Annotated in this window: 22 protein-coding genes; 11 read left to right on the forward strand and 11 right to left on the reverse strand. The window is 70.7% G+C overall.

Annotated features, from left to right (window positions below; all coding sequences use genetic code 11):
* Positions 1-11 precede the first annotated feature (11 nt).
* Entirely contained in the window at positions 12-683 is a 672-nt protein-coding gene (locus ACX9TP_RS24785; RefSeq protein WP_482973084.1) for a DUF6445 family protein, read from the forward strand.
* Here the strand turns inward: ACX9TP_RS24785 and ACX9TP_RS24790 are convergent.
* Entirely contained in the window at positions 652-1,455 is an 804-nt protein-coding gene (locus ACX9TP_RS24790) for a class I SAM-dependent methyltransferase (protein ID WP_482973085.1), read from the reverse strand. The two genes, ACX9TP_RS24785 and ACX9TP_RS24790, sit on opposite strands and share 32 nt — an antisense overlap.
* A 226-nt stretch (positions 1,456-1,681) precedes the next feature.
* On the opposite strand from ACX9TP_RS24790, the gene ACX9TP_RS24795 reads away from it, so the two are divergent.
* The gene (locus tag ACX9TP_RS24795) at positions 1,682-3,919 is read left to right on the forward strand and encodes a di-heme oxidoreductase family protein (protein WP_482973086.1); all 2,238 of its coding nucleotides are present in this window, start codon (positions 1,682-1,684) and stop codon (positions 3,917-3,919) included.
* A gap of 291 nt (positions 3,920-4,210) precedes the next feature.
* Here ACX9TP_RS24795 and ACX9TP_RS24800 read toward each other — a convergent pair whose 3' ends face one another.
* The 3 genes from ACX9TP_RS24800 to ACX9TP_RS24810 form a co-directional block, all read right to left on the reverse strand.
* Positions 4,211-4,729, reverse strand: a complete 519-nt coding sequence (locus ACX9TP_RS24800; RefSeq protein WP_482973087.1) for a hypothetical protein — start codon at positions 4,727-4,729, stop codon at positions 4,211-4,213.
* A 176-nt stretch (positions 4,730-4,905) separates the two neighbouring features.
* The gene (locus tag ACX9TP_RS24805) at positions 4,906-7,071 is read right to left on the reverse strand and encodes a sensor domain-containing diguanylate cyclase (RefSeq protein WP_482973088.1); all 2,166 of its coding nucleotides are present in this window, start codon (positions 7,069-7,071) and stop codon (positions 4,906-4,908) included.
* Positions 7,068-7,349, reverse strand: coding sequence for an FtsB family cell division protein (locus ACX9TP_RS24810; RefSeq protein ID WP_482973089.1), 282 nt, complete (start codon positions 7,347-7,349; stop codon positions 7,068-7,070). The genes ACX9TP_RS24805 and ACX9TP_RS24810 overlap by 4 nt, the downstream gene beginning before the upstream one ends.
* A gap of 184 nt (positions 7,350-7,533) precedes the next feature.
* Between ACX9TP_RS24810 and ACX9TP_RS24815 the strand changes: the two genes are divergently transcribed.
* Entirely contained in the window at positions 7,534-9,987 is a 2,454-nt protein-coding gene (locus ACX9TP_RS24815; RefSeq protein WP_482973090.1) for a penicillin acylase family protein, read from the forward strand.
* Positions 9,988-10,032: 45 nt separating this feature from the next.
* On the opposite strand, the gene ACX9TP_RS24820 is transcribed toward ACX9TP_RS24815, so the two are convergent.
* Complete coding sequence (locus tag ACX9TP_RS24820; protein ID WP_482973091.1) at positions 10,033-10,551, reverse strand: TlpA family protein disulfide reductase; 519 nt, start codon at positions 10,549-10,551, stop codon at positions 10,033-10,035.
* Positions 10,548-11,039 (reverse strand): Fur family transcriptional regulator, encoded by a 492-nt coding sequence (locus tag ACX9TP_RS24825; RefSeq protein WP_482973092.1) that lies wholly within the window; start codon positions 11,037-11,039, stop codon positions 10,548-10,550. The genes ACX9TP_RS24820 and ACX9TP_RS24825 overlap by 4 nt, the downstream gene beginning before the upstream one ends.
* A gap of 441 nt (positions 11,040-11,480) precedes the next feature.
* Here ACX9TP_RS24825 and ACX9TP_RS24830 point away from each other — a divergent pair, with 441 nt between their 5' ends.
* Genes ACX9TP_RS24830 through ACX9TP_RS24845 form a run of 4 tightly spaced genes read left to right on the forward strand, consistent with a single transcriptional unit; the run spans position 11,481 to position 14,074 of the window.
* Complete coding sequence (locus ACX9TP_RS24830; protein ID WP_482973093.1) at positions 11,481-12,656, forward strand: hypothetical protein; 1,176 nt, start codon at positions 11,481-11,483, stop codon at positions 12,654-12,656.
* A 15-nt stretch (positions 12,657-12,671) separates the two neighbouring features.
* The gene (locus tag ACX9TP_RS24835) at positions 12,672-13,010 is read left to right on the forward strand and encodes an FmdB family zinc ribbon protein (RefSeq protein ID WP_482973094.1); all 339 of its coding nucleotides are present in this window, start codon (positions 12,672-12,674) and stop codon (positions 13,008-13,010) included.
* Between the two features lie 59 nt (positions 13,011-13,069).
* Positions 13,070-13,276 (forward strand): hypothetical protein, encoded by a 207-nt coding sequence (locus tag ACX9TP_RS24840; protein WP_482982219.1) that lies wholly within the window; start codon positions 13,070-13,072, stop codon positions 13,274-13,276.
* A gap of 45 nt (positions 13,277-13,321) precedes the next feature.
* Positions 13,322-14,074 (forward strand): hypothetical protein, encoded by a 753-nt coding sequence (locus tag ACX9TP_RS24845; protein WP_482973095.1) that lies wholly within the window; start codon positions 13,322-13,324, stop codon positions 14,072-14,074.
* Positions 14,075-14,080: 6 nt separating this feature from the next.
* Here ACX9TP_RS24845 and ACX9TP_RS24850 read toward each other — a convergent pair whose 3' ends face one another.
* Positions 14,081-14,815, reverse strand: a complete 735-nt coding sequence (locus ACX9TP_RS24850) for a PHP-associated domain-containing protein (protein ID WP_482973096.1) — start codon at positions 14,813-14,815, stop codon at positions 14,081-14,083.
* 64 nt (positions 14,816-14,879) lie between these two features.
* Positions 14,880-15,155, reverse strand: a complete 276-nt coding sequence (locus ACX9TP_RS24855) for a hypothetical protein (protein ID WP_163996431.1) — start codon at positions 15,153-15,155, stop codon at positions 14,880-14,882.
* A 231-nt stretch (positions 15,156-15,386) separates the two neighbouring features.
* On the opposite strand from ACX9TP_RS24855, the gene ACX9TP_RS24860 reads away from it, so the two are divergent.
* Positions 15,387-15,593, forward strand: coding sequence for a hypothetical protein (locus tag ACX9TP_RS24860; protein ID WP_163996430.1), 207 nt, complete (start codon positions 15,387-15,389; stop codon positions 15,591-15,593).
* Between the two features lie 65 nt (positions 15,594-15,658).
* Here ACX9TP_RS24860 and ACX9TP_RS24865 read toward each other — a convergent pair whose 3' ends face one another.
* The gene (locus ACX9TP_RS24865; RefSeq protein ID WP_482973097.1) at positions 15,659-17,827 is read right to left on the reverse strand and encodes an alpha-amylase family glycosyl hydrolase; all 2,169 of its coding nucleotides are present in this window, start codon (positions 17,825-17,827) and stop codon (positions 15,659-15,661) included.
* Positions 17,828-17,913: 86 nt separating this feature from the next.
* The gene (locus ACX9TP_RS24870) at positions 17,914-20,307 is read right to left on the reverse strand and encodes a serine/threonine-protein kinase (protein WP_482973098.1); all 2,394 of its coding nucleotides are present in this window, start codon (positions 20,305-20,307) and stop codon (positions 17,914-17,916) included.
* 131 nt (positions 20,308-20,438) lie between these two features.
* Between ACX9TP_RS24870 and ACX9TP_RS24875 the strand changes: the two genes are divergently transcribed.
* On the forward strand, positions 20,439-21,809 hold the full coding sequence (locus ACX9TP_RS24875; RefSeq protein ID WP_482973099.1) for a sigma 54-interacting transcriptional regulator: 1,371 nt from the start codon (positions 20,439-20,441) through the stop codon (positions 21,807-21,809).
* Between the two features lie 14 nt (positions 21,810-21,823).
* Here ACX9TP_RS24875 and ACX9TP_RS24880 read toward each other — a convergent pair whose 3' ends face one another.
* A complete protein-coding gene (locus tag ACX9TP_RS24880; protein WP_482973100.1) occupies positions 21,824-23,098 on the reverse strand; it encodes a hypothetical protein in 1,275 nt (424 codons plus the stop codon).
* A gap of 416 nt (positions 23,099-23,514) precedes the next feature.
* Here ACX9TP_RS24880 and ACX9TP_RS24885 point away from each other — a divergent pair, with 416 nt between their 5' ends.
* Both ACX9TP_RS24885 and ACX9TP_RS24890 read left to right on the forward strand, forming a co-directional pair.
* Positions 23,515-24,765 carry a hypothetical protein gene (locus tag ACX9TP_RS24885; RefSeq protein WP_482973101.1) on the forward strand — a complete coding sequence of 417 codons (1,251 nt, stop codon included), beginning with the start codon at positions 23,515-23,517 and terminating at the stop codon, positions 24,763-24,765.
* A gap of 119 nt (positions 24,766-24,884) precedes the next feature.
* Positions 24,885-26,663, forward strand: coding sequence for a DUF6311 domain-containing protein (locus ACX9TP_RS24890; protein ID WP_482973102.1), 1,779 nt, complete (start codon positions 24,885-24,887; stop codon positions 26,661-26,663).
* The last annotated feature ends 6 nt before the right edge of the window (positions 26,664-26,669 follow it).

Raw genomic sequence — 26,669 nt, forward strand, 5'->3', positions numbered from 1 at the left:
GCACCGACGCCATGGCACGACAAAAGCTGGTCATCATCGACGACTTCTACGAGGACCCCGTCTCGGTGCGAGAGCTCGCGCTGTCGCTGGAGTACCGCTCCAAGCCGAAGGCCACCTACCCGGGCGTCGAGGCCATTGCCCCGGGCGTCGACTGGGAGCCGGTGCGCAAGCTCCTCCGCGACTACGTTCACGAGCCGGTGGACGGGCCGTGCCCCAAGAAGCAGCCCTTCCCCCAGGGCAAGTTCCGCATCGCGCTCGGCAGGGACGAGCAGAGCCGCGTGGACGGCGTCCACGTGGACGTGCAGCCCTGGTCCGCCATTGTCTACCTGAGCCGTGACGAGGACTGCCGGGGGCATGGCGCCGTGGGCCTCTACCGGCACAAGGCCACCGGGGCGCTGGAGGCCTCGCCGGAGTGGGAGGCCGAGACGTTCAAGCACCTCAAGGGTGCTTCCGAGGACGTGTACTGGACCGAGTACTGGGCCTACATGCGGAACAAGGACAACTGGGAGGAGGTGCAGCGCGTGGAGATGGTCTTCAACCGGGCGCTGCTGCTCAACGCGCACTTCTTCCACGCGTCCATCGGCGTCTTCGGGAGCACGCCGGAGAACGGCCGGCTCACCCAGCACTTCGAGTACTACTACGACGAGAGCGTCAAGCCGGGGATGACGCTGGTGGAGACGTAGCCGGTCCCAGCCGGCCCCAGATGACGTCCGTGAAGCGCGAGCCGGGCTCCTCCGCGAGCCCGAGCTTCTTCAGGTCATCCGAGTACTTCGCCCCCTTCACCACCACCCAGCGCCGCGCCACCCGGCGCCCTTCCGCCAGCGTCTCCGGCGTCAGCGGCGCGTGCTCGGCGAAGCGGCGCAGCACCTCGAACGCGGGCTGCGCCTTCTTCGGCTTCGCGAACATCGGGTCGAAGAAGACGACGTCGAACGCGCCGGACGGCAGCGTCTTCAGGTACTCGCGCGCGTCCGCGTGCCGCACCTCGATGGGCCCCGAGTCCGCACCCAATTCGTAGCGGCGCAGCCCCTCCCCGGCCACCACGCCCAGCGCCAGGCTCCTCTCCAGTCCCACCACGCGCCCCGTCGGCCCCACCGCCAGCGACGCCACCAGCGCGTCCTGCGCCAGCCCCAGCGTGCAGTCCAGCACCGTGTCCCCGGGCTTCAACTCCGCCACGCGCACGAAGACATCCGGCTCGCCCTCGCGCAGGCGCATGCGGCGCAGGTGCGCCATGCCCGCGTGGAAGGCGAACGAGCCCTCCTTGTCCCACAGCGTCACGCCGTCCCCGCCCACCACCAGTAGCGCGTCCGCCTTCACTCCGAGCCACGGGGCGATGCCTTCCTTCGAGCGACGCGGCAGGAAGGGCAGCCCCCAGCGCGACGCCACGGCGCGGGCCTCGCGAATCTGGGCCGCGTCCACCTTCGTGCTGGTCGTCACCGCGAGCGGAATCGGAGCCATTCGAGGCCACCCATCCTGCCCGACACCGCGCCCGTGGCAACGCCTCCGTGGAGCGCAGATGACGCTTCGCATCAAGCCCCGCGGGGCCGTCGCGGACCCGACAGGGGGAGACCTGCTTACCGAAATTTATAGGAATTCTTATCCAGCTGCCCTAAGTCTGGACTTCCTTCGGACGGTGAAGAATGTCACCCCCCTTCCGCCCGAAGTGGCTCGCTGGGAGAAAACCATGCGCAACAGATCAGCAGGACTCGCAGTGGTGGTTCTCGTCACCGCCCTCATGGCGAGTGACGTATTCGCGGCTACCTACGGCGCCACGCAGTCTGGCTCCTCCGCCATCTTCTACGTCGACACCACTTCATGGGCGGACATCCACTACACGAAGAACAACGGAGGGCAGCTCAACTACCGGATGGCCATCGTCAACGGCCGCAACCAGTACACGGTGACGGGCCTGGTCGCGGGCGACTTCATCGACTACTCGTTCACGTACTGGGACGTGTCCTGCAACTGTGCCCGCGACACCGCGTGGACGCGGTACACGCACGGCGGCACGCAGCCCCCACCCGTGGACTCGGGCACGCCCGACGCGGGCTCGCCCACCGATGCCGGCCAGCCTCCGCCGCCGGGGAACATCGTCCCGCTCTTCGACAGCGCCACTGTCCGGGAGCCGGCCACGGTGGAGAACACCTCCACGGCCATCATCACCCGCGTCGGAGACCGCGTGCGTGACAGGCACGCGCGCGAGGACGAGTACCAGGCCTATGACCACTACCTGCAGTTCTACTTCCAGAACCGCACGCACAGCGTCGAGATCATCGACGAGGTGGCCAAGGGCGGCAGCCGCATCGTGGTCAACCTGCGCACCAACTACCCGTACGACAGCCCGGACTTCCGCGCGTTCTTCCGCGGCCTCAACACGGTGGCCGAGTACTTCCACAACGCGGACATGACCACCGTCAACGACTACCTCTACACCTCCAGCGTGAACTTCAACGCGAAGGAAGGACGCGCCATCCGTGTGGGTGACCGGATGGAGATCGAGATTGGTGTCTTCCTTCGGCAACCGGTGGAAGGGCGGTTCAACTACTACTCCACGGCCATGCTCTACATGGTCGGCACCGGCGGCATCGCCCCGTTCGAGGTGTCCGGCGCGCAGGAGGACTCGTTCCCCATGCCGGCGGCCGGCCTGAGCGGCGGTGCGACGACGCAGAACCAGCCCCTGTCCAACGAGCCGGACAACCGGTTCCTGCAGATGGCGATGAACATGGCCCCGGTGAATGCGCAGCCCTTCGTGGAGGGCCGGCGCCTGCACCACACGAACTTCGGGGACGGCAACCACTCCGAGCAGCCCAACCCCGTGTTCAGCGCGCAGGCGGGCAAGCTGGGGCCCAACTACGTCTCGGTGGCCTGCAGCTCCTGCCACGTGCAGAACGGGCGCGGCCTGCCGCCCGCCGTCAACACCACGCTGGGCAACTACGTGGTCAAGGTGGGCAACTCCAGCGGCGGCGCGGACGCCTTCCTCGGCTTCCGCCTGCAGCCCCGCCGCACCAGCGGCACCCCCGAGGCGGACGTGCGCATCTCCGGGTGGACCAACAGCAGCGGCACCTTCGGTGACGGCACCGCGTACCAGCTGCGCCGGCCGACCTACAGCTTCCTGAACGTCACCCCCACCAACTACTCCGCCCGCGTCACGCCGCAGCTGGTGGGCATGGGCCTGCTGGAGGCGGTGCCGGAGAGCGCCATTGCCGCGCTGGCGGACCCGAACGACAGCAACGGGGACGGCATCTCCGGGAAGATGCAGACGGTGCGTGATCCGGAGACGGGCGCGACGCGGCTGGGCCGCTTCGGCTGGAAGGCCGGCACGGCGAAGCTGAAGCACCAGGTGGCGGACGCGCTCGTGAATGACATGGGCGTCACCTCGCCCGTCTTCACGTCCATGGACTGCGGCCCGCAGCAGTCGGGCTGCTCGGGCACCAGCACGGAGCTGTCCGCCTCGGACCTGGACAAGCTCACGCGCTACATCGCCCTGCTCGGCGTTCCGTCGCGCCGGGACTACCGCGACGCCACCGCCCTGCGCGGCGAGACGCTGTTCGCCAGCGCGGGCTGCGCGAAGTGCCACACGGCCACGCTGACCACCAGCCAGTACCACCCGAACGCGGAGCTGCGCAGCCAGACCATCCACGCGTACACGGACCTGCTGCTGCATGACATGGGCTCGGGCCTGGCCGACAACCTCGGCGAGGGCCAGGCCACCGGCTCCGAGTGGCGCACGCCCCCGCTGTGGGGCATCGGCCTGACGGCGGGCGTCAGCGGCGGCGAGGCCTACCTGCACGACGGCCGCGCCCGCAACCTCACCGAGGCCATCCTCTGGCACGGCGGTGAGGGGCAGAGCGCGAAGAACGCCTTCACCAGCATGAACGCCACGGACCGCGCGGCGCTGCTCAAGTTCCTGCAGTCGCTGTAGCGAGACACAGGAGCCGGCCGCCCCGGACTGCACGGGGTGGCCGGCGGCGCTTCAGCGCTGCGTGAGCTCCCACGGTCGCTGCAACGAAAGACCCGAGGCCCGCCATCCCGGAACGTACGGGGTGGCGGGCCTCTTCACATCAGCGCAGCCCGTGCCGCCACGGTAGCGCCGCAGCGCGCGCTCCCTGGAACACCCGGGGTGGCGCTGCTGCCATCAACTCAGTTCCATGCCGCCGCGGCAGACCCGCAGCGCGCTCCCTGAAACACACGGGGTGGCACCCCTGCCTTCAACTCAGCACTCGTTGCCGCCGCTGACCTCCACCGTCATGACGAAGCGGGCCTGGTTGAAGACGAGCGTGTAGAAGTGGCCGGTGGAGCAGTAGTCCGGCTGCGTCTCGCGGCTCCAGCCGTACACCACGGCCGTGTAGCTCTCGCCGGTGTTGATGTACCGCTCGATGTCATTGGCGAGCGTGGTGCCAATCTGCGCGCGGACCTGCGCCCGCGTCAGCGTGGCGCCGTACTGCCAGGGCATCCGCGTGTCGCTCACCAGCTCCAGCGCGAGCGGCGCCGCGTCCACCGGGCTCACCGTGCCGGTCAGGGGCTCGTTGATTTCCAGCGCGTGCACGTCCGCGCCCACCTGCGCGGCGGTGGCGGCGAGCTGCGCGTCCAGCGCGGTCTCCACCAATTCCAGGTTGGTGACGGACTGCTCGGTGGTGGAGGTGGGCTCGGGCTGCGTGGGCTCGGCGGCGGGGCCACAGGCGACGAACAGGGCGCTGCTCAGGAGGAACGACGGGAGGGTGAGACGCTTCATGGACTTCCTCCGGTATGCCCGCGGGGCGACGTGCCCGGCGGGTGCGCTCGGGATAGCCGAGCGCCGGAGACAGTCCAGGTCAAAGTGCCATCGCGTTGCGGGACAGCGGGCGCCGTTCCGCGCGCCGCGCACTTTTCCCCTGGCGCGGCACGGTGGCGCGACATCCGCGCCCGGAATCAGGAAGCGTCCGCCACCTGGAGCTTCCGGCCGCCCTGCATCTGCGCGACGGTGACGGACTGGTTCCGGCCGTTGCGCTTGGAGTGGTACAGGCACTGGTCCGCGAGGTCGATGAGCTGCTGCTTCTCCATCCCGTTGTCCGGGAACGTGGCGATGCCCAGCGACATGGTGATCTTCAGCGGACCCATCTCGGTCTGGAAGGTCTCCGCCTTCACGGCCTCGCGGATGCGCTCGGAGATGGTGTAGGCGCCCTTGGCGTCCGTCTCCGGCATGACGATGACGAACTCCTCGCCGCCGTAGCGGGCGACGATGTCCGTGTCGCGCGCCAGCGACTTGATGATGCGCGCCACGCCCTTGAGCACCTGGTCTCCCGTGGGGTGGCCGTAGGTGTCGTTGACGCTCTTGAAGTGGTCCACGTCGGTGAGGATGACCGAGCACTTGCGCTGGTAGCGCCGCGCCTGCGCGAGGATTTCATCCGCCTTCGTCTGGAAGGTGCGGTGGTTGTAGAGGCCGGTGAGGCCGTCCGTGGTGGCCATCCGCTCCATCTGCTCGTAGAGCTGCGCGCGCAGCACCGCCTGGGCGGCCTGGATGGCGATGACCTCGATCATCCGCAGCACGTCCTGCTCGAACGCGGCCTTCTTGCGCGAGCCCGCGACGAGCGTGCCGAGGATGCGGTCCCCCGCCACCAGCGGGAAGATCTTCAGCGCGCCCAGCCCGCGAATCTGCGTCTCGTCGTCGAAGATGATCTGCCGGTCCATCGCCTTGATGTCCCGGCCCGGCAGCGGCGCGCCGTAGCGCACCACGTTGGCGACGAGCCCGTTGTTGTCCGGGAAGGACTGGCCCTCCAGCGCCTGGCCCTGCGCCGTGACGCCGGACATGCGCACCACGCGGTGCATCCGCTTGCCTTCCACCTCGGACACCAGCGTCACCGCGCAGAAGTCCAGCCCCGCCAGGTGCCGGGTGCTCTCCAGCACGGCGACGAAGACCTGGTCCGGGCTGCCCGCGCGGTTCAGCTCCTCGATCGCTCGGAAGAACCGGTCCTTCTCGTCGCGCGTCTTGCGGATGTAGCTCATCACCCGCTCCACCTCGATGGAGCGCAGCACCTCGCCGGCGATGATGGACAGCAGCTTCTCGTCCTGGTCGCTGAAGGGCTCGTTGGCCACGCGGTCCGCCACCAGCACGCCGCGGACCAGGCCGCTGCCCTCGAGGATGGGGACTGCGAGCAGCGCCTGCACCGTGGGCGCGCTGCCCTCGTAGTGCGTCACGCCCTTGAGCCCCTGCGGCGAGTTCATCCGCACCGGGGCCCGGCGCTTGAGCACACCGCCGATGATGCCCTCGCCGGCGGAGAAGCGCTCGCGCTGCACGCGCTCGGAGCCCGAGCGGCAGTCGTAGAGCTTGAGGCTCCGGTCATCCGACGTGAGCAGGAACGCCGCGCAGGTGTGCGTGCGCAGGCCCGTCTCGGCGATTTCCAGGGCCGCCTGCACCGCGCCCTCGATCTCCTTCACCGAGGCGACGAGCCACTTCTCGTCGCTGCTCATCCCGCTGAAGCTGTCCTGCGTGCCGGAGGACACGAGGCGGAAGGTGCGCGCGCGCTCCTCCACCTCGCGGATGCGCTTCTGCACCGCGTCGCTCTCCGCCCGGCGCGCCGCGGCCATCCGCGCCGCCAGCACCAGGTGGTACAGCCCGGAGAACAGCGCCAGGAAGGCCGCGTGCGTGGCGAAGCCGGCGAAGTTCGGCGGGCGCCCGGCGAGCGTCACCAGCGCGTCGAACACCAGCGCCACGCCCAGCAGCGTCAGCCCCGCGTTGCGCGGCAGGAACGCCACCAGGAAGGCCATCAGGAGATACACGATGGGGAACAGCTCCCCGCCGCCAATGGCCACGACGATGAAGGCCGCGGCGATGAGCCCGCCGCCCAGGTCCAGGTCGTCGCGCAGGTCGATGACGGCGCCCACCGCGCCGCGCATGGCACGGCGCCACGCGGCCAGGGCGATGCCCACCAGGAGGAAGCCCACCAGGGCCGCCTCGGTCCACTCCAGCGTGTGGAGGCCGCGGAAGCCTCCGCGCGCCAGGTGGATGAACGTGGCGAGCGCCGCGACCGCGGGGATGGCCCTCACGGCGTGACGCAGCAACCTTCCGGGAGACGGAAACGCGGTCAGCGACGTCATGGGGACTCCAGGTGGAAGACCATCTCGCCCGGCTTCACGTAGCCGAGCTCCTCGCGCACGGACCGCTCCAGGGCGGCCGGGTCCTTGCGCAGGGCGTTGATTTCCTTGCGCAGGGCCTCGTTCTGCTCGGCCAGCGTGCGGTTGCGCTCCTGCAGCGAATCCACGTCCTGGCGCAGCGACATGTAGCGGCGGAAGCCCTTGGCGTCCGCCACCGACAGCAGGCTCAAGGCCCCCGCCACACCCACCGCCACCACCAGGAACTTTCGCCTCGCCGTCATGAACGCGCCGAAGGTACCAGTGACCCCCTGCCCCGCAAGAAAACCGCTCCAGGCATGTAGCAGCGCGCGCGATCCAACCGGCCCCCTCCCGCACAATCTGTCCTTGGGAGACGCGGACTCCCGTGGGCCCGGAGGCTGGGGCCACGGAGACCCCGAGGTCTCGCACCCATCCTGGAGCGCCACCATGAACCCCTTCTCCGATTCGAAACGAGGCGCCCGCATGGCGCCGCTGGCCCTGCTGTTGCTAGCCACCGCCTGTGACACCGGCAGCCCCACGGCCGCCGCGCACGCTCCGTCCCTGCCCGCGGTGAAGCTGGCCTCGACGGGCGGGTTCTCCGCCACGGTGCGCAGGACGTCGCACGGCATCCCCCACGTGCTGGCCCAGGACTACGCCGGCCTCGGCTACGGGTACGGCTACGCCTTCGCGCAGGACAACCTCTGTGAGCTGGCGCAGGTCGTCGTCACCGTCAACGCGCAGCGCTCCCGGTACTTCGGGCCGGACGCGACGTACCCCGCCACGCTGGTCGGTGACATCCCCAACCTCAAGAGCGACTTCTTCTACCAGTCCATCAACGACGCGGGCACGGTGGAGGCGCTGCTGGCCCAGGCGCCGCCGCGCGGCCCGTCGGCGGAGATGCGCGAGCTGACCCGCGGCTATGTCGCCGGCTACAACCGCTACCTGCGCGAGACGGGCGTGGACGCGCTGCCGGACCCGCGGTGCCGGGGCGCGGCCTGGGTCCGCCCCCTCACCGAGCTGGACCTCTACCGGCGCTTCTACCAGCTCAGCCTGCTGGCCAGCTCCGGCGCGTTCCTCACCTCCATCGTCGACGCTCAGCCGCCCGGGCCGCTGCCGGATGGCGCCCTCCCGGTGCCCCTCACCCTGCCCGACGTGCTCCCCGCCGGTGCGATTCCGAAGGCGACGGACCTGGGCATCGGCAGCAATGCCATCGGCCTGGGCCGCGAGGGCACGCGCAACGGCAGGGGCATGGTGCTGGGCAACCCCCACTTCCCGTGGGAGGGCTCGGAGCGCTTCTACCAGGTCCACCTCACGCTCCCGGGCCAGCTCGACGTGAGCGGGGCCAGCCTGCTCGGCGTGCCGGCGGTGCTCATCGGCCACAACGCGCACGTGGCGTGGAGCCATACGGTCTCCACGGGCTTCCGCTTCACCCCGTACGAGCTGAAGCTCGTCCCGGGCAGCCCCACCACGTACCTCTACAACGGCCAGCTCCAGCAGATGACGCCGCGCCCCACCACGGTGCTCGCGCTCAAGGCGGACGGGACGCTGGAGCCGCGCACGCACACGTTCTACTGGACGCGCTTCGGGCCGATGTTCGACTTCCCGGCCGGGTACATGACGTGGAACGCGCTCACCGGGTACGCGTTCCGCGACGTCAACGCGGCCAACTTCCGGGTGCTGGACCAGTTCCTCGCCATGAACAGGGCCGGCAGCGTGGACGAGCTGCGGCAGGCACAGGACTACTGGCAGGGCATCCCCTGGGTGAACACGGTGGCGGCGGACGACCAGGGCCGCGCGTTCTACGCGGACTCCGCCGTCGTCCCGCACGTCACGGACGAGAAAGTCACTCGCTGCGTGCTCTCTCCGGTGGCGCTGCTCGTGTACCAGTCCGCGAAGCTCCCGGTGCTGGACGGCAGCCGCGCGGACTGCGAGTGGGGCTCGGACGCGGACGCGGTGCAGCCGGGCATGTTCGGCCCCGGCCGGATGCCGCACCTGGTGCGCCAGGACTACGTGACGAACTCCAACGACAGCTACTGGCTGTCCAACCCGGCCCAGCCGCTCACCGGGTATGACCGCATCATCGGCGACGAGAACACCGCGCGCGGCCTGCGCACCCGCCTGGGCCTGAAAATGGTGCAGGGGCGCCTGGCCGGCACGGACGGGCTGGAGGGCCAGCGCTTCACGCTGGAGCAGCTGCAGACGGTGATGTTCAACAACCGCAACCACTCCGGCGAGGTGCTGCGCGACGGCGCGGTGGCCCTGTGCAGGCGCACCCCGTTCGTCCTCCTGGAGGACGGGCGGTGGGTGGACGTGCGCGCCGCGTGCCCGGTGCTGGAGAAGTGGAACCTGCGCGGCGACCTGGACAGCGCGGGCGGCCTGCTGTGGCGCCAGTTCATCTCCCGGGTGACGGCCGTGACGGGGGGGCCGTACCTCGTGCCCTTCCTGCCCACGGACCCGGTGAACACGCCGCGCGGCCTCAACACGCTGCACCCGCAGGTGGTGCAGGCGCTGGGTGGCGCGGTGCAGGTGATGCGGGATCGCGGGCTCCCGCTGGATGTCTCCCTGGGCTCCGTTCAGCGCGCGCACCGCAACGATGAGCGCATCCCCTACCACGGCTGCGGTGACCCGGAGGGCTGCTTCAACGCGATGGGCGGACGGCTCCTGCCGGACTACACCTACGTGCCCTTCCTCGGCACCAGCTTCGTGATGGCGGTGTCCTTCACGGACGCCGGCCCGGTGGGCCGCTCCGTGCTGGCCTACTCGCAGTCCAGCAGCCCGGCCTCGCCGTACTTCGCGGACCAGACGTGGCTGTTCTCCCGCAAGCAGTGGGTGGACATGCGCTTCACCGAGGCGGACATCGCCAGCGACCCGGAGCTCACCGTCACGGTGTTGCAGGAGTAGCGCGGCTTCGCTACCGGCGGCTCCGCCTGGAGTCAGGTGGAGCCGTCACTCCTCGGCCAGCAGCTTCTCGATGGCCTTCGCCACGTCCCCGTGGCCCTCCACGCCCTGCCACCCGGCCACGGCGCGGCCGCGGCGGTCCAGCAGCACGGTGGTGGGCAGCGCGCGGATGTGGCCGAACGCCGTCTGGCCCTCGCGCATGACGTCGTTCGCCACCAGCACCGGGTAGCGGAGCGCGTAGTGGTCCGCGAAGGGCTGGAGCACCTTCTCGCCGTCCAGGTCCATGCCCACCGACACCACCTGGAAGCCCCTGGCGCCGTATTCGCGCTGCAGGGCCTCCAGCGTGGGCATCTCCGCGAGGCACGGGAAGCACCACGTCGCGAAGAAGGAGACGAGCACCACCTTGCCGCTCAGGGCGCGCGCGTCGTGCCGCGTGGGCCCCACCGACGGCAGGGCCAGCGCGTACAGGAAGGCGGGCCCCGCATCCACCGGCCTCGAGCCGCGGCAGCCGGACAGCCCCAGGACGAGCAGGGCCGCGCACACCCGGACTCGCGCGGCCCTCTTCATGCCGCTGTCGTCGGAGCCACGCCCGCGGCGCGCTGGCAGTCCTTGCACAGCCCGTACAGCTCCATCTTGTGCGACGTCACCTTGAAGCCGTGCTTGCGCGCCACCGCGTCCTGCATCGCCTCGATGCGGTCGTTCTCGAACTCGACGATGGTGCCGCACCGGGTGCAGATGAGGTGGTCGTGGTGCTCCCGGCCGGCCGCCGCCTCGTAGCGCGTCTGCCCGTCGCCGAAGTTGCGCGCGTGGGCCAGGCCGCACTCGTTGAGCAGCTTCATGGTGCGGTACACGGTGGCCACGGACACCTTCGTGTCCTGCTCGCGCACCTTGTTCCACAGCTCCTCCACCGACAGGTGGCCGCCCACGGCGAAGAAGGTGTCGATGATGAGGCTGCGCTGGCGGGTGCTCTTCAGCCCGTGCTGCGCCATGTACCGGGCGAGCACCTCGTCCTTCGACTCATCATGCTCATGGCTGTGGCTATGGCTGTGACTCATGTCCGTTCCTTCAAACGCCTCGTGGGTCCGCGCCTGCATCGAGCTCCCCGGGCAGGGGGCCGACCCAGCCCACCCTCCGCTCCTGTTGTAACCGGTCCACGGGGCTACCGCGACCCGTGCCATTCGCCAACGAAACGTTTCCCCCTGTCGAAGAAACCGCCATGGAAGAGTGTTGGTCTCCGAACGCGGGGCCAGATATCCCCGCCCGCCCCGGCTCGCAACATCCGGCGGACGGCCGCAGGGAGCGCCCGCGCCCCCGGCCGGCCGGCCCTCCGGCTTGCACTCGCCGGTAGCTGTTTAGATTGGAGTCGGACTGGCTCATTGACACCCGTCTGGCGGCGAAGATAGAGGCATCCGCCCTCGTAAACGAGCATTTTTCGGCGACTTTCCATGACCAGCCCCTGGCAGAGAAGACGACAGCCCGACGACGTACCCACCCCCGTGGCGGTTGCCGTCTCGGATTTCTGCAGGCGCGCGAAGTCGCCGGCACCGGCTCCGGAGGTCCGCGAAGCGCTCGCCCTCCTGGCCGAGGACGATGACTTCCGCGTCCGTACCCTGACGGACGGCGAGCCGGAGGCCTCCCCGCTCGGCCCCTTCGCCGTCGTGGACATCCTCCGCGGCACCGCCCCCGCCCTGGCCGCCCAGCGGCAGGCGTGCGGCTTCTATGACGTGGCCCGGGAGCTGGCGTACGTGCGCGAGCAGAAGACGCCCCCGCCCGCCCCCGCGCCCGACGTGCCCGTGTTCGCCACGCCGCCCGCGCCCGCCGCCGACGAGGGCGACGGCAAGGCCGGCAAGAAGACGGGCAAGGCCGCGAAGCAGGAGGCCGCCGTCCAGGAGCGCATCGCCCCGCGCAAGCGCGCCACCGCCGAGGCCGACGACGCCGAGGCCCTGCCTCCCGAGGACGGTGAGGACCTGGGCTTCCTGCGCAGGGACTTGCCCCGTCCCCGGGGCCGCTTCACCCGCGTGGAGGCGCCCCGGGCGTCCTTCATGGAGCTGACGCGCCTGAGCAGCAAGCCGGCGGTGGAGGGCGCCCTGGAGGGCGCCGAGCACCGCTTCGCGCTGCTGCGCAACCTGTCGCAGCGCTACAACGGCTCGCGCGGCGAGCTGACGCTGGTGGACGTGGAGAACGTGCTCAAGGACCACGGGCTGCTGGAGTCCTTCACGGAGAAGGAGAAGAACCAGGTGCTGGCCGCGTACTCGGATCAGCGCGGGGCCTCTGGCCGCGTGGGCTGGTCCCTGGGGCTCAGCCCCTCCGAGCTGCAGCGGCTCATCTCCGTGCTGGGCGTGGGCGACGAGGTGGAGGCCCTGCGCGAGCGCTTCCGCCGCGAGGCCCTGGCCACCTCTCACCTGACGCACCGGCTGGATTTGCTCGGCCGCGAGAAGTACCTCGCGGACCTGGGCATCCAGCGGAAGTTCTCCGACTCGCTCCGCAAGGAGCTGGAACGACTGGTGGCCGACGAGTTCCCCGAGGCCACCGAGCTGCACGGGCTGGCGGATGCCGTGGGCCGCAAGCACGGCGCGCCCGCCGAGCTCGTCTTCCGCGCTTTCGAGCGCCTGGGCCTGGCGGAGGGGCTGCGCAAGCGGCTGCTCGCCAGCGCCACCCCTTCAACACCCTGACGAGGCACTGACACCATGCCCATCTACGAATACGCCTGCCAGAGCTGTGGAAAGACCATCGACGTGCTGCAGAAGATCTCGGACCCGACTCCGGCCGCCTGCACCGCGTGCGGCGCCGAGGGCTCCCTGTCCAAGGTCGTCAGCCGCTCCAGCTTCGTCCTGAAGGGCGGCGGCTGGTACTCGGACCTGTACAGCTCCACGAAGAAGGACGGCGGCTCGTCGTCGAGCAGCTCCTCCTCGAGCAGCGCGTCGTCCAGCTCCAGCGCGTCCTCCAGCGACGCGTCGTCGTCCTCGTCGTCCGCGAGCAGCACGCCCGCGCCAGCACCCGCCGCGGCATCCGGCGACAAGAAGTAGCAGTCGCGGGAAGGCGGAAAATTCGCCCCGGGCACGGGAGCGGCGCACACTTGCGTCCCGTGCCCTTCCCTCCTTCGAAGCGTCCTCCCCGCCACTGCGCCCTGTGCGCTCACCCGGAGTTGACGGATGCGCGCGGGCTCGGCCGGTTCCTGCTCGTCGCGGATCCGCTGGGCCGGGGCCCCGTCTGCCCTCCCCAGCGCGGCTGCCGCGGTGGCAGCAAGCGCGAGGAGCTGGCACCGTCCCCGCTGACGCAGGCCGCTCGCTGAGCTAAGCAGGCCCCCTCCCGCGCCGTCTGTCCTCGCGGAGGTGCCATGCCGCTCAACCGACTCCCACTGTCCTCCCTCGCCGTCCTCCTCCTCACCGCGCTCACCGCGGGCTGTGGCTCCTACACCCGGATGCCCCCCGAGGCGCGCACCTCGCTCCACAGCGCCCTCACCGGCCCCGAGGCGGTGCAGTACCTGCGCGTCTCCAGCCACGTCACCCCGTTCTTCGGTGACGCGTCCAAGCGCCTCCTCACGCCGTACGCGCCCGAGGACGTGCGCCTGCTGGACGACACGAAGGGCAAGCCAATCAACCCCGGCGCGGTGGAGCGCATCCTCCCCGCCGGCACGAAGCTGCGAATCACGAAGGTGGAGTTCCCCACCTCGTGGGTGGTGGCCGAGCGCGTCCTCTACACCCCGCGCACCTGGCCCTGGGTGTACCTGGCCGAGGAAGGCGCCGCGCCCGGCGCCCCGCCGCTGGTGCTGGTGCTGCCGCCCAACCTGGAGCGCCCGGAGGACTTCCGCTCGGAGCTGGAGAAGTACCTCGCCCCCCGCGAGCTGACGGCGCAACTGGACGCCCTGCCCCCGGCCGTGAAGGAGGCCGTCCGCGAGAAGCGTCTGGTGCCCAACATGTCCATGGACGCGGTGCGCATGGCGTGGGGCCCGCCGGAGCGGGTGCTCCGCACGCTCGAGGGCACGGCGAAGAACGAGGAGTGGACGTACCCGGGCAGCCGCCGCAAGGCCTTCCTCACCGACGGCCGGCTCGCCCGCGCCGAGGAGGCCGGCAAGCCGCTGTTCCCGTAGGGCGGTCTACTGCCGGCGGCGGCGCTGCTTGCCGCCGCGGCCCCCGCCCCCACCGCCCGACTTGCGCGCGGCCTGGGCCTCGCCGGGCCGGGTGAGGCGCGGCAGCTCGCCGGCCATGACGGGCCAGAACTCGCCCTTGAGCAGCTCCGCCACCAGCTCCGCCTGCGTCTTGATGTCGCGCTTGAAGAAGGTGGCGCCCCGGCCCACCTCGTCCAGCGAGCCGCGCGCGTCGCTGCCCCCGGTGCACGGGAGCTTCAGCGCCTCGGCGGCCTCCACGGCCAGGTCATTGGCGGTCTGCTTCACCCGGGCGTTGTAGCCCTCCACCGCGCTCAGCACGTTGAGCGAGCGGATGAAGTCCATGGCCGGGTTCTGCGAGTCCCTGTCGTACGGACGCGCGGCGACGATGGCCGCCCCCAGGGACTTCACCTTGGGCAGGCACTCGGCGGCGCTCCACGGCTTCTCGCGGTTGCTGCCCCACAGCTGCACGGGCTCCGGGGCCAGCTCCGGCTTCGGGAAGAAGCAGAGGTACTGGCCGCGGTCCGTCACCAGCTCCAGCCCGACGAAGACCTTCAGCTTCGCCTTCGCGCCCAGGTCGAACAGCTCATCACAGCCGTCCTGGGTGTTCGTCTCCGTGAAGGCCACCCCGTCCAGGCCGAACAGCGCGGCCCGCTCCAGCACGTTGCGAGGGTCCAGCTCGCAACCCTTGGACAGGTAGGAATGGGCGTGCAGGTCGATGAGCATGGGCGCCGCTCCCTAACAGGCCACACCCGGGCCTGTCGAGCCTGCCGCGCCCGCTCCGAGCCCCTCAGGCGAAGGCGTAGGACTGGAAGGTCCCCTGCTTGGCCTGCGTGTTCTTCTCCTCATAGGTGCGGATGAGGTACCCCATCAGCATCAGCGAGGACGTGTTCTCCAGCACCCGCGACGGGTCCTTGGAGATGAGGTTCGCGCTGTAGTTCAGGAAGAACTGGGCCAGCTCCTCGCCCGCCTCCTTGACGATCAGCGCGTTGAGCGCAGTGGGCTCCATCGTGCGAATCGTATTGATGAAGTCTACCGCGAGATCCTTCTTGGTCTTCATGTCCACGGGCCTTCCCCCTTCCCCAACCGCCGCCTCACTCGCGGCCCCCTGCCCCGAGCGCCCCAGTCACACCAGGTGCGACTTGGGCAATCTAGGCACGTCCCCCGCGCTGCAAACCCCCGCACCGGTTGGATCAATATCCGGGCGTCCGGGAAGCCGGGTTTTTGACACCTCTGGAAATCACGTGCCATAACCCCCTATTGTCCTTTGTCAGTACCGCACAAGGAGTGGCAGGCGATGTTCACGGGCGTGAAGGTCTTCTCCGCCACCAAGGCGAAGGAGCGCGAGGAGCTGGGTGAGAACGTCACCCGTTGGCTGAAGAGCAACGCGGATCTGGAGATTGTCGACCGCGTCGTCTGTCAGTCGTCCGACAACGAGTTCCACTGCTACACCCTCGTGCTTTTCTACAAGCACGGGAAGAGCCAGCAGCCGCAGCAGCCGTAACCAGCCGCCGGAGGAAGGGGCGTCCCCCCTCCCACCGGCCGGCTACGACAAGCACCCGCCCGCCCTCAGGGCAGGGGAACCTGTTTCGGCACGTACACGGAGACGCTGCGAGGCGGCAGCTCCACGACGGTCGCCGTCCCTTCGAGCGTCAGCTCGCGGCCGGTGAAGATGTCCGCGTACGTCCCCGACCTGCTCGCCAGGCCCGCCACCAGGTCTATCTCCAGCGGCGGCCGCTGCACGGTGCCGCGGTTGATGACCACGATGGCGCCCTGCCCGTCCGGCAGGCTCCGCTGGAAGATGTAGAGGTCGTTCTCCACGCGCAGCGTGTGACGGGCGCCCGTCTGCAGCGCCTCATTCGTGGCCCGCACCTGCCCCAGCTTCTGGACCAGCTCCAGCAGCTCCCCTTCCATGGGCTCCAGCATGGCGCCGAAGCGCATCATCCGCCGGTTGTCCGGGTCCCCGGCGCCCGGCATGCCCACCTCGTCGCCGTAGTACACGAGCGGCACGCCCGGCTGGGTGAGCAGGAAGGTGAAGGCGTACTTCGCCTTCTCGAAGGCGGCCGGGTCCGTGATCGTGGCCGGCGGGCGCGAGTTGCTGAACGGGTCTCCCCCGGCGCCGTCGAGCTGCTTCGCCGCCTGGGACATGAAGCGCGCCACGTCATGGTTGCCCAGGAAGGGCGAGTTGAGCGTGCCCGGCGCGTAGAAGACCTCGTTGGCGCGCACGGCCGTCTCCACGACGCTCATCGGCTCGCCGTCCGCGAAGACGCGGCGGATGGGCCAGTACAGGGGGAAGTCGAACTGGCCGTCCAGCTCGCGCGGGCTGATGTAGCGGGCAATCTGCGAGCGGCCGTCCTCACCGACGAAGGTCTCCCCCACGAGGTAGAACTCGGTGCCCGTCATGGCGGTGATTTCCTTCAGCCGCCCGCGCAGCGTGCGCCCCGCCACCTGGTCCATGTGCTTCACGGCGTCCATGCGGAAGCCGTCGAAGTCCGCCTCCTCCAGCCACCACAGCGTGTCGGAGACGAACTGGTCCACCATGTCCGACGAGCGCCAGTTGAAGTCGGGCAGGTAGTTGGTGAACTTGCAGGTGAGGCGCTTCTCCTCCCAGTCGCAGTCCTGGCTGCCGCACACGCAGCTGGCGGACGTGTTGAACCAGCCGTCGCCCTGGTGCTCGATCCAGTACGGGTGCTCCTGGTGCACGTGGTTGAGCACCAGGTCCGCGATGACGCGGATGCCCTTCTTGTGGGCCGCGGCGGTGAGCGCGCGCAGCTCCTCGAGCGAGCCGAAGCGGTGCTGGGTGGTGCGCGGCATGGACGGCCAGTAGCCGTGATAGCCCGCGTAGTACTTGCCGCCGGTGCCGACGAAGCGCCCCTCCGGGTTCTGGTCCACGGGGGAGATCCACAGCGTCTTCACGCCGAGGTTGGTGAAGTAGCCCTCGTCGAGCTTCTGGGTGATGCCGGCGAAGTCACCGCCCTGGTAGTTGGCGATGGGGTCCACGTCCGCCACCGGGCCGTCGTTCTCCGCCCGGGCGTTGTTGAAGCGGTCCGTGAAGGCGAAGTACATCAGCCCCGACTCCCAGCGGAACTTCTTCGCCTCCATCCAGAAGGGCAGATAGAGCGGCGCGGCCTCGCGGCCCCGGGCGTCCTTCGCCGTCACCTTCACGTGGTGCTTGCCCACGAGGGCGACCGCGTCGAGGCGGAAGATGCCGGTGCTCCGGTCGAACGCGTCGGGCTTCTCCACGCCGTCCAGGGAGATGGAAACGCCCTCCTTCGCCGGGCCGGCCTCGTCCGTCCCGTCCAGGTAGGCGACCTCCACCTCCAGCGCGCCCTCCGCCTTCACCACGAAGCGCCGCAGCTCCAGCACCGGCTGCCGGCAGTCCGGCACGGTGAGCCGCGAGTACTCCTCCGCGCGCACCCAGCGGGTGTACGGGTTCTGGGGGTCCATCAGCTGCTTCTCCCCCAGCTGGAAGCGGTAGCCGTAGTCGCGCGGCTCCAGCCCCTCCAGGCGCGCCGTGAAGACGCCGTCGCCGCGGTCCTTCAGCTCCAGCGGGCGGGTGGAGGAGAAACCATCCCACTCGCCGATGACGGACACGGTGCCCTGCACCGACTGCTGCGGGGCATAGGTCAGCGTCACCTCGCAGGTCCGGACGGGGATGGAATCTTCGGAGTCACCGCAGGCGGCGGCGACGAGCAGCGCCGGAAGCGCCAGGGCGCGGGGGAAGCGGAAGGGCGTCATGCGAGCACCTTTCTACGGGAGCCCCGCTCGCTTTTCCAAGCCCCGGGGGGCGAAGGGTTTAACTCAATGCGTCGTGACTCGGGGGCCTACTGGGCCTCGTACTCCTGGAGGACGCGGAGGACCTTGCTGGCCTGGGGGTGGTCCCCCGGCGCGAGCTCCAGGAAGCGCTGGTAGTGCTTCGCGCCCTCCTTCTGGTTGCCCAGCCGGGCCTCCACGGAGCCCAGCAGCAGGTGGCACTCGGCATCCTGGGGGGCCTGGGCCACGCACTGGCGGGCCCGCGTCCGCGCGGCGTCGAGCTTCCCCGCCTTGAAGAGGGCGCGCGCCGCCTCCAGGGCCTCCCCACCGCCGCGCCCTGGGGCCGTGCCTCCGGCGACGGGCTCCGGGAGCTCCAACGGCCCCGTCCGCTTCTCCAGCCGCTGCGTGCCGGAGCTCCGGGGCACGGCCTGACGGACCACCGTGGCGCCCCGCTCGGACAGCGGGCGGGTCTTCTCGATGAGCACGCGCATCGCCCCCGTGTTGTCGGCGGGGTCGTCGTCGACGAAGCCGCAGTCCAGGCCGCGCATCCCGGTGATGCGCACCTCCTCGCCCTGGGACACCAGGAAGCGTGAGACGCGCTCCGGGGGCATGTCCTCGGGCTGCTCCCGCTGCATGCAGGCCACCGTGAGCACCGGGCCGCGCTCGCGTCCCCGGGTGAAGGCACCCTCGCCCACCGGCTCCAGCGTCAGCCGGTAGGACTCCTCCGGCCGCAGGCCGGACAGCGCGAAGACCCGCTCCGGCGCGGCCGTCATCCACTCCGGGTGCAGGACGAGGCGCTGGACCTCGTCGGTTCGCAGGCTGGTGAGGGACACGGTGCGCCCGGGCAGGTTCTCCGGGGAGGGAGGGCCCAGGGTGAAGAGCATCAGCCCGGAGGCGCTGCGGAGGACCTCGGGCTTGCGCGACACGGGGCCCACCGCCGCGGCGGCGTCCACACCCGGCCCCGAGAGGAGGAAGAAGAGCGCGGGCTGCGCCTTGCCGCGATCTGCGGTAGCGAGGACGGTGGTCTCCACGAGGCGCCAGTCCGCTTCGGGGTCCAGCTTCCCCAGGCCGGCGCGCCCGCTGGAGACCCGGAACAGGTGCCGCCGGGCCTCCAGCTGGAAGGACTCCACCGGCCAGGTGGCGGAGCTCGGGACGTCGGACTCCGCCTTGTCGGAGGACTTCGGCACCGGGGCCTCGGCCGTCCGCGGGGGCGACGGGGGCGGAGGAACGGGCCGGAAGGACGCCGGAGGCCCGGGAGGGGGCGCCGCCTCCTGCTCCGCCCAGTCGGCCCTGAGCCGGGTGAAGCTCACCCACAGCAGGGCCAGGACGGCCAGCACGGCCACGCCGCCCACCGCCGTCGACAGGCCGATGCCGTCCTGGAGGATGCCGCCCTCGGACTCGCTGGCGTCGTCCGCCTTCTCCGGTGCCGAGGCATCCGGCGCCGCGAGCGCGTCGGTCTCCAGCGTCCGGGGCTCCTCGGCCATCAGCTCCGTCGCCGGCTCCGTGGGCCGGGGCATGGGCGGCGCGGCGCGCCAGACGGACAGCTCCTCCACGAAGGCGGGCGGCACCTTCGTGTCGCGGCCCTCCTCGCTCATGTCCGGGCGGAACAGCTCGCGCAGCAGGTACGCGACGGACATGGCGGAGAAGCGGGGCGAGGACGTGTAGAGGAAGCCGGCCAGCGCGTCGCCCAGGGCGTGGGCGGACTCGAAGCGGTCCTCCTTCTTCATCGCGAGCGCCTTCTGGAGGATGGCATCCAGCGCGGAAGGCACGTCCGGCCGGACGTCGCGCGCCCGCGGCAGCGCCTGCCGGCTGACCAGGTTACGCATCACCGCGTACTCGGGCCCCTCCAGCGGCAGCCGCCCGCAGACCAGCAGGTAGAGCACCACGCCCGTTGCCCAGACGTCGGTGCGTGCATCCACCTCTTCGCCCCGCGCCTGCTCCGGCGAGAAGAACAGGTACTTGCCCTTCACCACGCCCGGCGCGGTGTCGAAGCTGCGCAGCGAGCGCGCCTTGGCGATGCCGAAGTCGACGATCTTGACCTGGCCCTCGTAGCTGATGAGCACGTTGTCCGGAGAGATGTCCCGGTGGACGATGCCCAGCGGAGTGCCCTTCTCATCCGTGCGCGTGTGCGCGTAGTGCAGGCCCCGGCACATCTCCAGGGCGATGAAGGTGGCGACCGGCACGGGCAGGCAGGAGAACCCGGAGCGCAGCGCCCGCTTCAGGATGCGGTGGAGGGGCTGGCCGTCCACGTACTCCATCGCCAGGAAGTAGTCCCCGTCCACCTGTCCGAAGTCGAAGACCTGGGCCACGTTGCCATGCGACAGCGTGGCGGAGATGCGCGCCTCGCTGATGAACATGGAGATGAAGGCCTCGTCCCCGGAGTACTCCGGCAACACCTTCTTGATGAGCACGGACTTGGTGACGCCGGCGGCGCCCATCAGCCGGGCGCGCCACGTCTCCGCCATTCCCCCCCGACCGAGCCACGACACCAGCTCATATCGGCCGAACCTGTCTCCGGGTTGCAAGGCCATTGCGGGGGGCGACATTACCCCATCTCCGGGGAATCCCAGACGCTGCGCCGGACAAACCCCGTGCTATGTTGCGCGCCGTGGCAAGTCTGGGAGACGAGGACGGGGACGAGCTGGTCCGAACCGATGCCCTTCCGGCCATCCGCATTCCTCGCGTCCGCATGCGTCTGGCGGTGCTGTCGGGGCCGGATGCCGGCAAGGCCTATCCGCTGTTGCCGGGGCGCTACCGCATCGGCTCCGAGGCGACGTCGGACATCGTGCTCCCGGACCGGGCCGTCTCCCGCCAGCACCTCATCCTCGAGGTTCGGGATGACGGCGTTCGCGCGGTGGACCCGGGCTCGCGCAACGGCTCCTTCTGCGAGGGCATGCGCTTCTCCGAGCTGGAGGTCCGCCCCGGCGCGGTCCTCACCCTGGGCACCACCGAGCTGAAGCTGGTGCCGGAGGGCGAGAAGTCGCGCTCCATGCCCCTGTCCACCCGCGGCAGCTTCGGCGGGCTGGTGGGCAACAGCCGCCGCATGCGCGAGGTCTTCACGCTGCTGGAGCGCCTGGCCGCCGGCGAGTCCGACGTGCTCATCCAGGGCGAGACGGGCACGGGCAAGGAACTGTGCGCGGAGGCCATCCACGCGCACAGCCCCCGGAGCAAGGGGCCCTTCGTCATCGCGGACCTGGCGGGCATCGCCCCGCAGCTGCTGGAGAGCGAGCTGTTCGGCCATGTGAAGGGGGCCTTCACCGGCGCCAACACGGACCGCGCGGGCGCCTTCGAGCGGGCCCACGGCGGCACCCTCTTCCTCGACGAGGTGGGCGAGCTGCCGCTGGAAGTGCAGCCGCGCCTGCTGCGCGCGCTGGAGCGCCGGCAGGTGAAGCGCGTGGGCGCCAACGACTACCGCACCGTCAACGTGCGCGTGGTGGCGGCCACGCACCAGGACCTCGAGGGCGCGGTGAAGAACGGCGCGTTCCGCGGAGACCTGTTCCACCGGCTCGCGGTGCTGCGCGTGGTGCTGCCCCCGCTGCGCGAGCACCCGGAGGACATCCCGCTGCTCATCGACACGGTGCTCACGCGCATGGGCCGCCCGCCCAGCGCGCTGTCGGACCAGACGCGCGCGCTGCTCGCGCAGTACCCGTGGCCGGGCAACGTGCGCGAATTGCGCAACGTGGTGGACCGCGTCGTCAACCTGGGCGAGGAGGCGCTGCCGGACATCCCCGACGTGCGCCCGAGCGCCGTGGACGACGACCCGGAGAACACGGTGCCCATGGCCCTGGACCTCCCCTTCAAGGAGGCCAAGGAGCGCCTCATCGAGGGCTTCGAGCGCGACTACCTGCGCACCCTCCTGGAGCGCTGCGAAGGCAACGTGTCCCGCGCGTCGCGCGAGGCCGGCATCGACCGCGTCTACCTGCGCAAGCTGCTGCGCAAGCACGGGCTGGACACGTCGTCGGCCTAGGCCCTTGCGCGCGGCTACTCCTGGCTGTGCTCCTGGCGCTTGCCGTCCCTCACCCGCGCCAGGTCATGAGTGTTGAGGAGCTCGACGAAGTCCGCCACGCGGGGCCCGTCCGGGGCCAGCTCCTGCGCGAGGAAGGCGGACACCGATGACGCCGCGCCCACTTCACGCGTGCGGACATGGAGGAAGTTCGTCCCCGTCTCCGCCTTGTGACACCCGCTGCACGTGGCCTGCGCGAAGGCATGACGCACCTCCTCCGTCACTCCGGGCACCTGCCAGCGGCTGTCCTGGAGCACCGGCGCCGCGCCCGCGCGGAAGGGCACGCCCCGCCACCTGACGGGCACCTCGTGCGTGCCCGCGAGGATGGCGCTCGCGTTCCGGGCGGCCCAGTCCCCCAGCATCTGCGTGCCGTTGAGGGCCGCGTCCACCTCCTGCTTCACCGTGTCCGGCGTCAGCAAACCCGAGGGGCCCAGGACGAACTCCCGCATCTCCCACTCCTGCGGGCTGGCCGGCGACAGGGGCACCTCGTTGGTGCGCACCTGGAGCAGCGCGCTGCCGTTCTGCCGCCTGCGCGCGGCGCCGCGCCGGGTGAACCTCCGCGTCGCCTCGAACAGCTTCTCGTTGTACTCCGGGCCGAAGGGCAGCTGCCCCAGCGCCTGGAAGCGCTTCGCCCAGATGAGGATGTCCTGCTTGCCGGTGATGGGCAGCGCGTACTCGAAGATGACGGTGAAGGGCTTGCGCTCGCCATCGGGGCCCAGCACGCCGAAGACGAAGCGTCCCTCGCCCGCGCGGCCCGGCTCGCCCACCGAGGGCAGGCGCCGCAGGTCCGGCCGGTAGACGATGGCCAGCAGCCGGAAGGGCGCCTTGTCGAAGTCGAGCACGCATTGGAAGTCCGCGCCGATGCAGCCGCTGGCCGCGCGCCACGGTTCGATGACGAGCGAGCGGATGGCCGGGCGTGCCGGCACGCGCTGGCCGTTGATGAGCTGCTCGTGCTCCCACGTGCGCAGCCAATGCAGCACGAACATCGACCGCGCATGGTCCCTCTCGCGTCCCCGCAGCCCGTACAGCGCGTCCGGCAGCATGTTGTCGATGAGCCGGCCGAAGCTCCATCCGCCGTCGGGCGCGCTGTTCACCTTCCGGGGGGCCCACTTCGTGAAGCGCGCGTCATCCACGACGCTCACGTCGGTGACGAACAACTGACGTGCCGGATCGATGGACGTGCTGTCCACCGCCTGGCGGAGCGTTCCGGTGGCCGCGTCTTCCGGCACGTCCTCGGACGGACCGCAGGCCATGAGGACGAGGACACAGGCTGCGAGCCGCCTCAGCCAGGAACTCGGAGCAACGACAGACGACAACTTGATGGGGTTCGGGGGTGACATGGAGTCTTCTCCCTCGGGGACGGGAAACACCGGAAGGTGCGCGCATGGACAACCAAGCCGTCCGGGCGCCCCAGAGGTAGTCACGCAGTGACGAGCAGCCATCGGCGTCAGTCCACGTGTGCACACGCCCGGACGCGTCCATCACTCAGCCAGCACGGACACATCCCTCGGGTCTCATCCTCCGGAAGGAACCGTTGTTCCCGGTCCTCCGGTCCGCACTCCCGTGAGACCGCGGGGAGGCGCGACGCGCGATGCGTGGAGGCCGGCCTGCCCGCCAGGGCTGTACGCCTTGAGGGCGCGGCCCCCGTGCACAGCCTTCGGGGGCTGCCATGCTCCCTCCCTCTTCCCGACTCATCCTCGCGGCGCTGTCACTGCTCGCCGCGCTCCTGTCCACCGGCTGCGGCGACCGCGCCCGGGATGACGCACCGGCGGGCCCCGTCCCTCGCACCTGGACGCTGCGGCACCTTCGAGAGGACGCATCCGCCCATCGCCCGCTCCCGAACCGACTCACTGCCCTCGCCATCGGTGCGCCCGTCACGTCTGGCGGGCGGCCGCTGCCGCAGTGGTCGCCGCCCTACCACCGCCTGGAGCGGCGCCAGACCCAGGGCCAGGACGGCTTCAACGTCTTCCCCGCATTCAGCGAGGGGCGGCCCGTGGCGTTCGCCGTGCTCGAGGTCTGGGAGCACGTGCCGGAGGTCTGGGTGCAGCCCTGGTACGTGCTCGTCACCGACTACGACCCGGCGCGGCCGGACGCGCACCGGCTGGCGGGCGCGCTGCCGCTGGTGGACATCGGAGAGGACAGTGTCTTCTACAGCCCCTTCTGGGAGGTGACGTACGTCGTCGTCCCCCGGGACACGCCGCCGGACCGCTACCGCAGCGCCGTGGACCTCCACTCCGCGGGGTTGCGCATGCACCGGGGCGGCGGGCTGCTCGCACCGCTGGCTCCGGCCGACGTGGTGCCCGCCATGGAGGAAGGCGGCGTGACACCGCTGCGCCCGCTCTCCGGTGACAGCGTGGGCGCGCCCGGCAGGGGGGAGGTCTGGCTGCGGGGACGGCGCGTGACGTACCTCGACTTCGGCACGCGGGCCTTCACCTGGAACACGACGGCGGAGCGCAACGGCGTGGTCGACGAGGCGCCCCTCTACCTCTTCGCCACCGTGGATGAGACCGGGCGTCCGGTGCCGCTGGGGCTGCCACCGGTGCTGAGCACGGGCGGCCGCTCCGGTGCGCCTCGCCTCACCGCGCTGACGCGCCCGCACCTGGTGCTGCTGCCGCCAGGCGCGGCGCCCTTCATTCCTTCCGAGCTGGGCACGCTCAAGGAGGGGCTGCGCGAGCGCGGTGTCCCCGTGGTGGACGCGCACCCGACGGCGGAGCAGCTCGCCGAGGCGAAGGACTACGTGCTGCGCGTGGCGCTCAACCCGGAGTGCTTCCAGGAATTGACGCGCTTTCCCCAGGCGTGCCGGTGGCTGGATTCGAGAGCGGCGGTGGAAGCCAGCGTGGAGCCCGCGGCCGTGTTCCCCCAGGACGTGCTCCTCACCTCGCCCGCGCTCCCCCTCGCGGGCTGGCCCCGGGGCTCGTGACGGGTGAGGCGGTGGGTGCCGCGTCGCCTGTCGGCTGTTCGTCAGATGAGAGACGGCCGCATGGATGCGTCCTCCCGGCCTCTGGTAACCCTGCGGGGCACACGTTCCCCCCCGAGCTCGTGTCCACTCCTCCTCTTCCTCCCTCTCCGCAGCAGCGGCTGCCCGCGCTCGTCGCGGAAGGCGTGTGCCTCGTCGCGCTCGTGCTGGCCTGCGTGAAGCTGGGGCGCGGCGTCGAGGGAGTGCTCGACCTGGGACTCTGGGACGAGGCCGACTACCTCCACCGCGCGCTGCTGCTGCCGGAGCGCGGGCTGCCGGACGCGGAGTGGGGACCGCTGTACTCGCTCTGGTACTTCGCACTCTCCCGTGTGTGGCCGGACCCGGTGGAGGTCTTCTACGCCAACACCCGGCTCCTGCTGCTGCTCACCTCCGTGGCGGGCTACGCCCTCCTGAGGCGCGTCGGCGCGCGGCCCTGGCTCGCGCTGGCCGGTGCCTCGGTGTACCTGCTGTCCATGGCGCCGCATGTCCTGCCGCGCCCCACCCTGCTCGCGGCCCTCGTCATCATCGTCGCGCTGCTCCTCGCGTCCATGGTCCGCTCCCGCGTGGGCGCCTGCCTGAGCGTGGGCGTGGGTCTGCTCGTCGCGTCGTTCGCTCGTCCCGAGTACTTCCTGTCCTTCCTCCTCGCGTCCGTACTGCTGGCGGGCCTGCTCATCCGGAGTGTCTGGAGAGAATGGGCCCGGTGGCCACGAGCCCTGCACACGGGTGTGACTCACGTGCTGGGAGTGCTGGCGCTCGTGGCGGTGATGGGCAACCCGTTCGGCAACACCAGCAACCGGCGCTTCTACGCGTTCTGCCAGCACTTCGCGGACAACTACGTCCAGCGCACGCGGATGCCCGTGAACCCATGGAGCGAGTGCGACGTGGTCATCCGCAAGGTGTTCGGTGACGTGGAGACCCTCGGTGAAGCCGCGCGCGCCAACCCGGGCGAGCTCCTCGTGCACCTCGGGCAGAACCTGCGGCGCTATCCGCGCGAGTCACTGAAGCTGTTCGCGACGGGCTACGGCGGCGTGTCGCCCCTGCCCGGGCGCAGCCCCTGGACGCGGGAGCAGGCCGGGCACCTGCTCCTCCTCTGCGTGGCGGTGGCCGGCCCGCTCGGCATGCTGGCCTGGAACGCGCGGCGCCTCTTCCCAGCCCTGCGGCGTCGCCGCGTGGTGGGGACGCTGATCGCGATGGGTGTCGTGCTGCCGCCCGTGCTGCTGTCCGCGGTGCTCATCCAGCCGCGACACCACTACCTCGTGCTCCAGGGGCTCATGGGACTCGCCGTGCTGGCCGCGTGGGCAGCAGCGGCCTCGCGGCCCCACGGTGCGAGTCCCGCCGCGAGGCCCATGGGCCTGGTGCTCGCCGCGACGGTGGCCGGAGTGCTGGTGCTGTCGGTACCGGACCTCGTGCGACGCCAGGGCGGCCCGTCCGCGGTGAAGAAGGAGCAGCTGCACCGGGTGCGCGCCCTCCGCGCGCTCGGGCTGGAGACGCACCTCGCGCCGGGAGCGTCCATCGGCGTGCTGGACGCGCAGGGCGGCCTGTCCGTGTACCTGGGGCGCCCGTTCCGCCGCATCCCCACCTGGACGAGGCGCGTGGGCGAGCCCCTCTCCGACTACCTGCGCCGACAGCACGTCGACCTGATCATCCTCGACGGCGGCCTGAGACAGGACCCGCTCTTCGCGAGGGACCCCGAGCTGGAGGACTTCCTCTCCGAGCCCGGCGCATTCGGCTACGCCACGAGCCCCCTTCCCGGCACGGACCTGCGTCTCGCGCTGCCGGAGCCCTGGGTGTCACAGGAGGCTCGGCACTCAGCCGTGTCGCGCCCTGCGCCGCGCAACCAGGGCCCTCCACGACAGGAGTGACAACTG

It is taken from the genome of Pyxidicoccus sp. M15 (assembly GCF_056858435.1).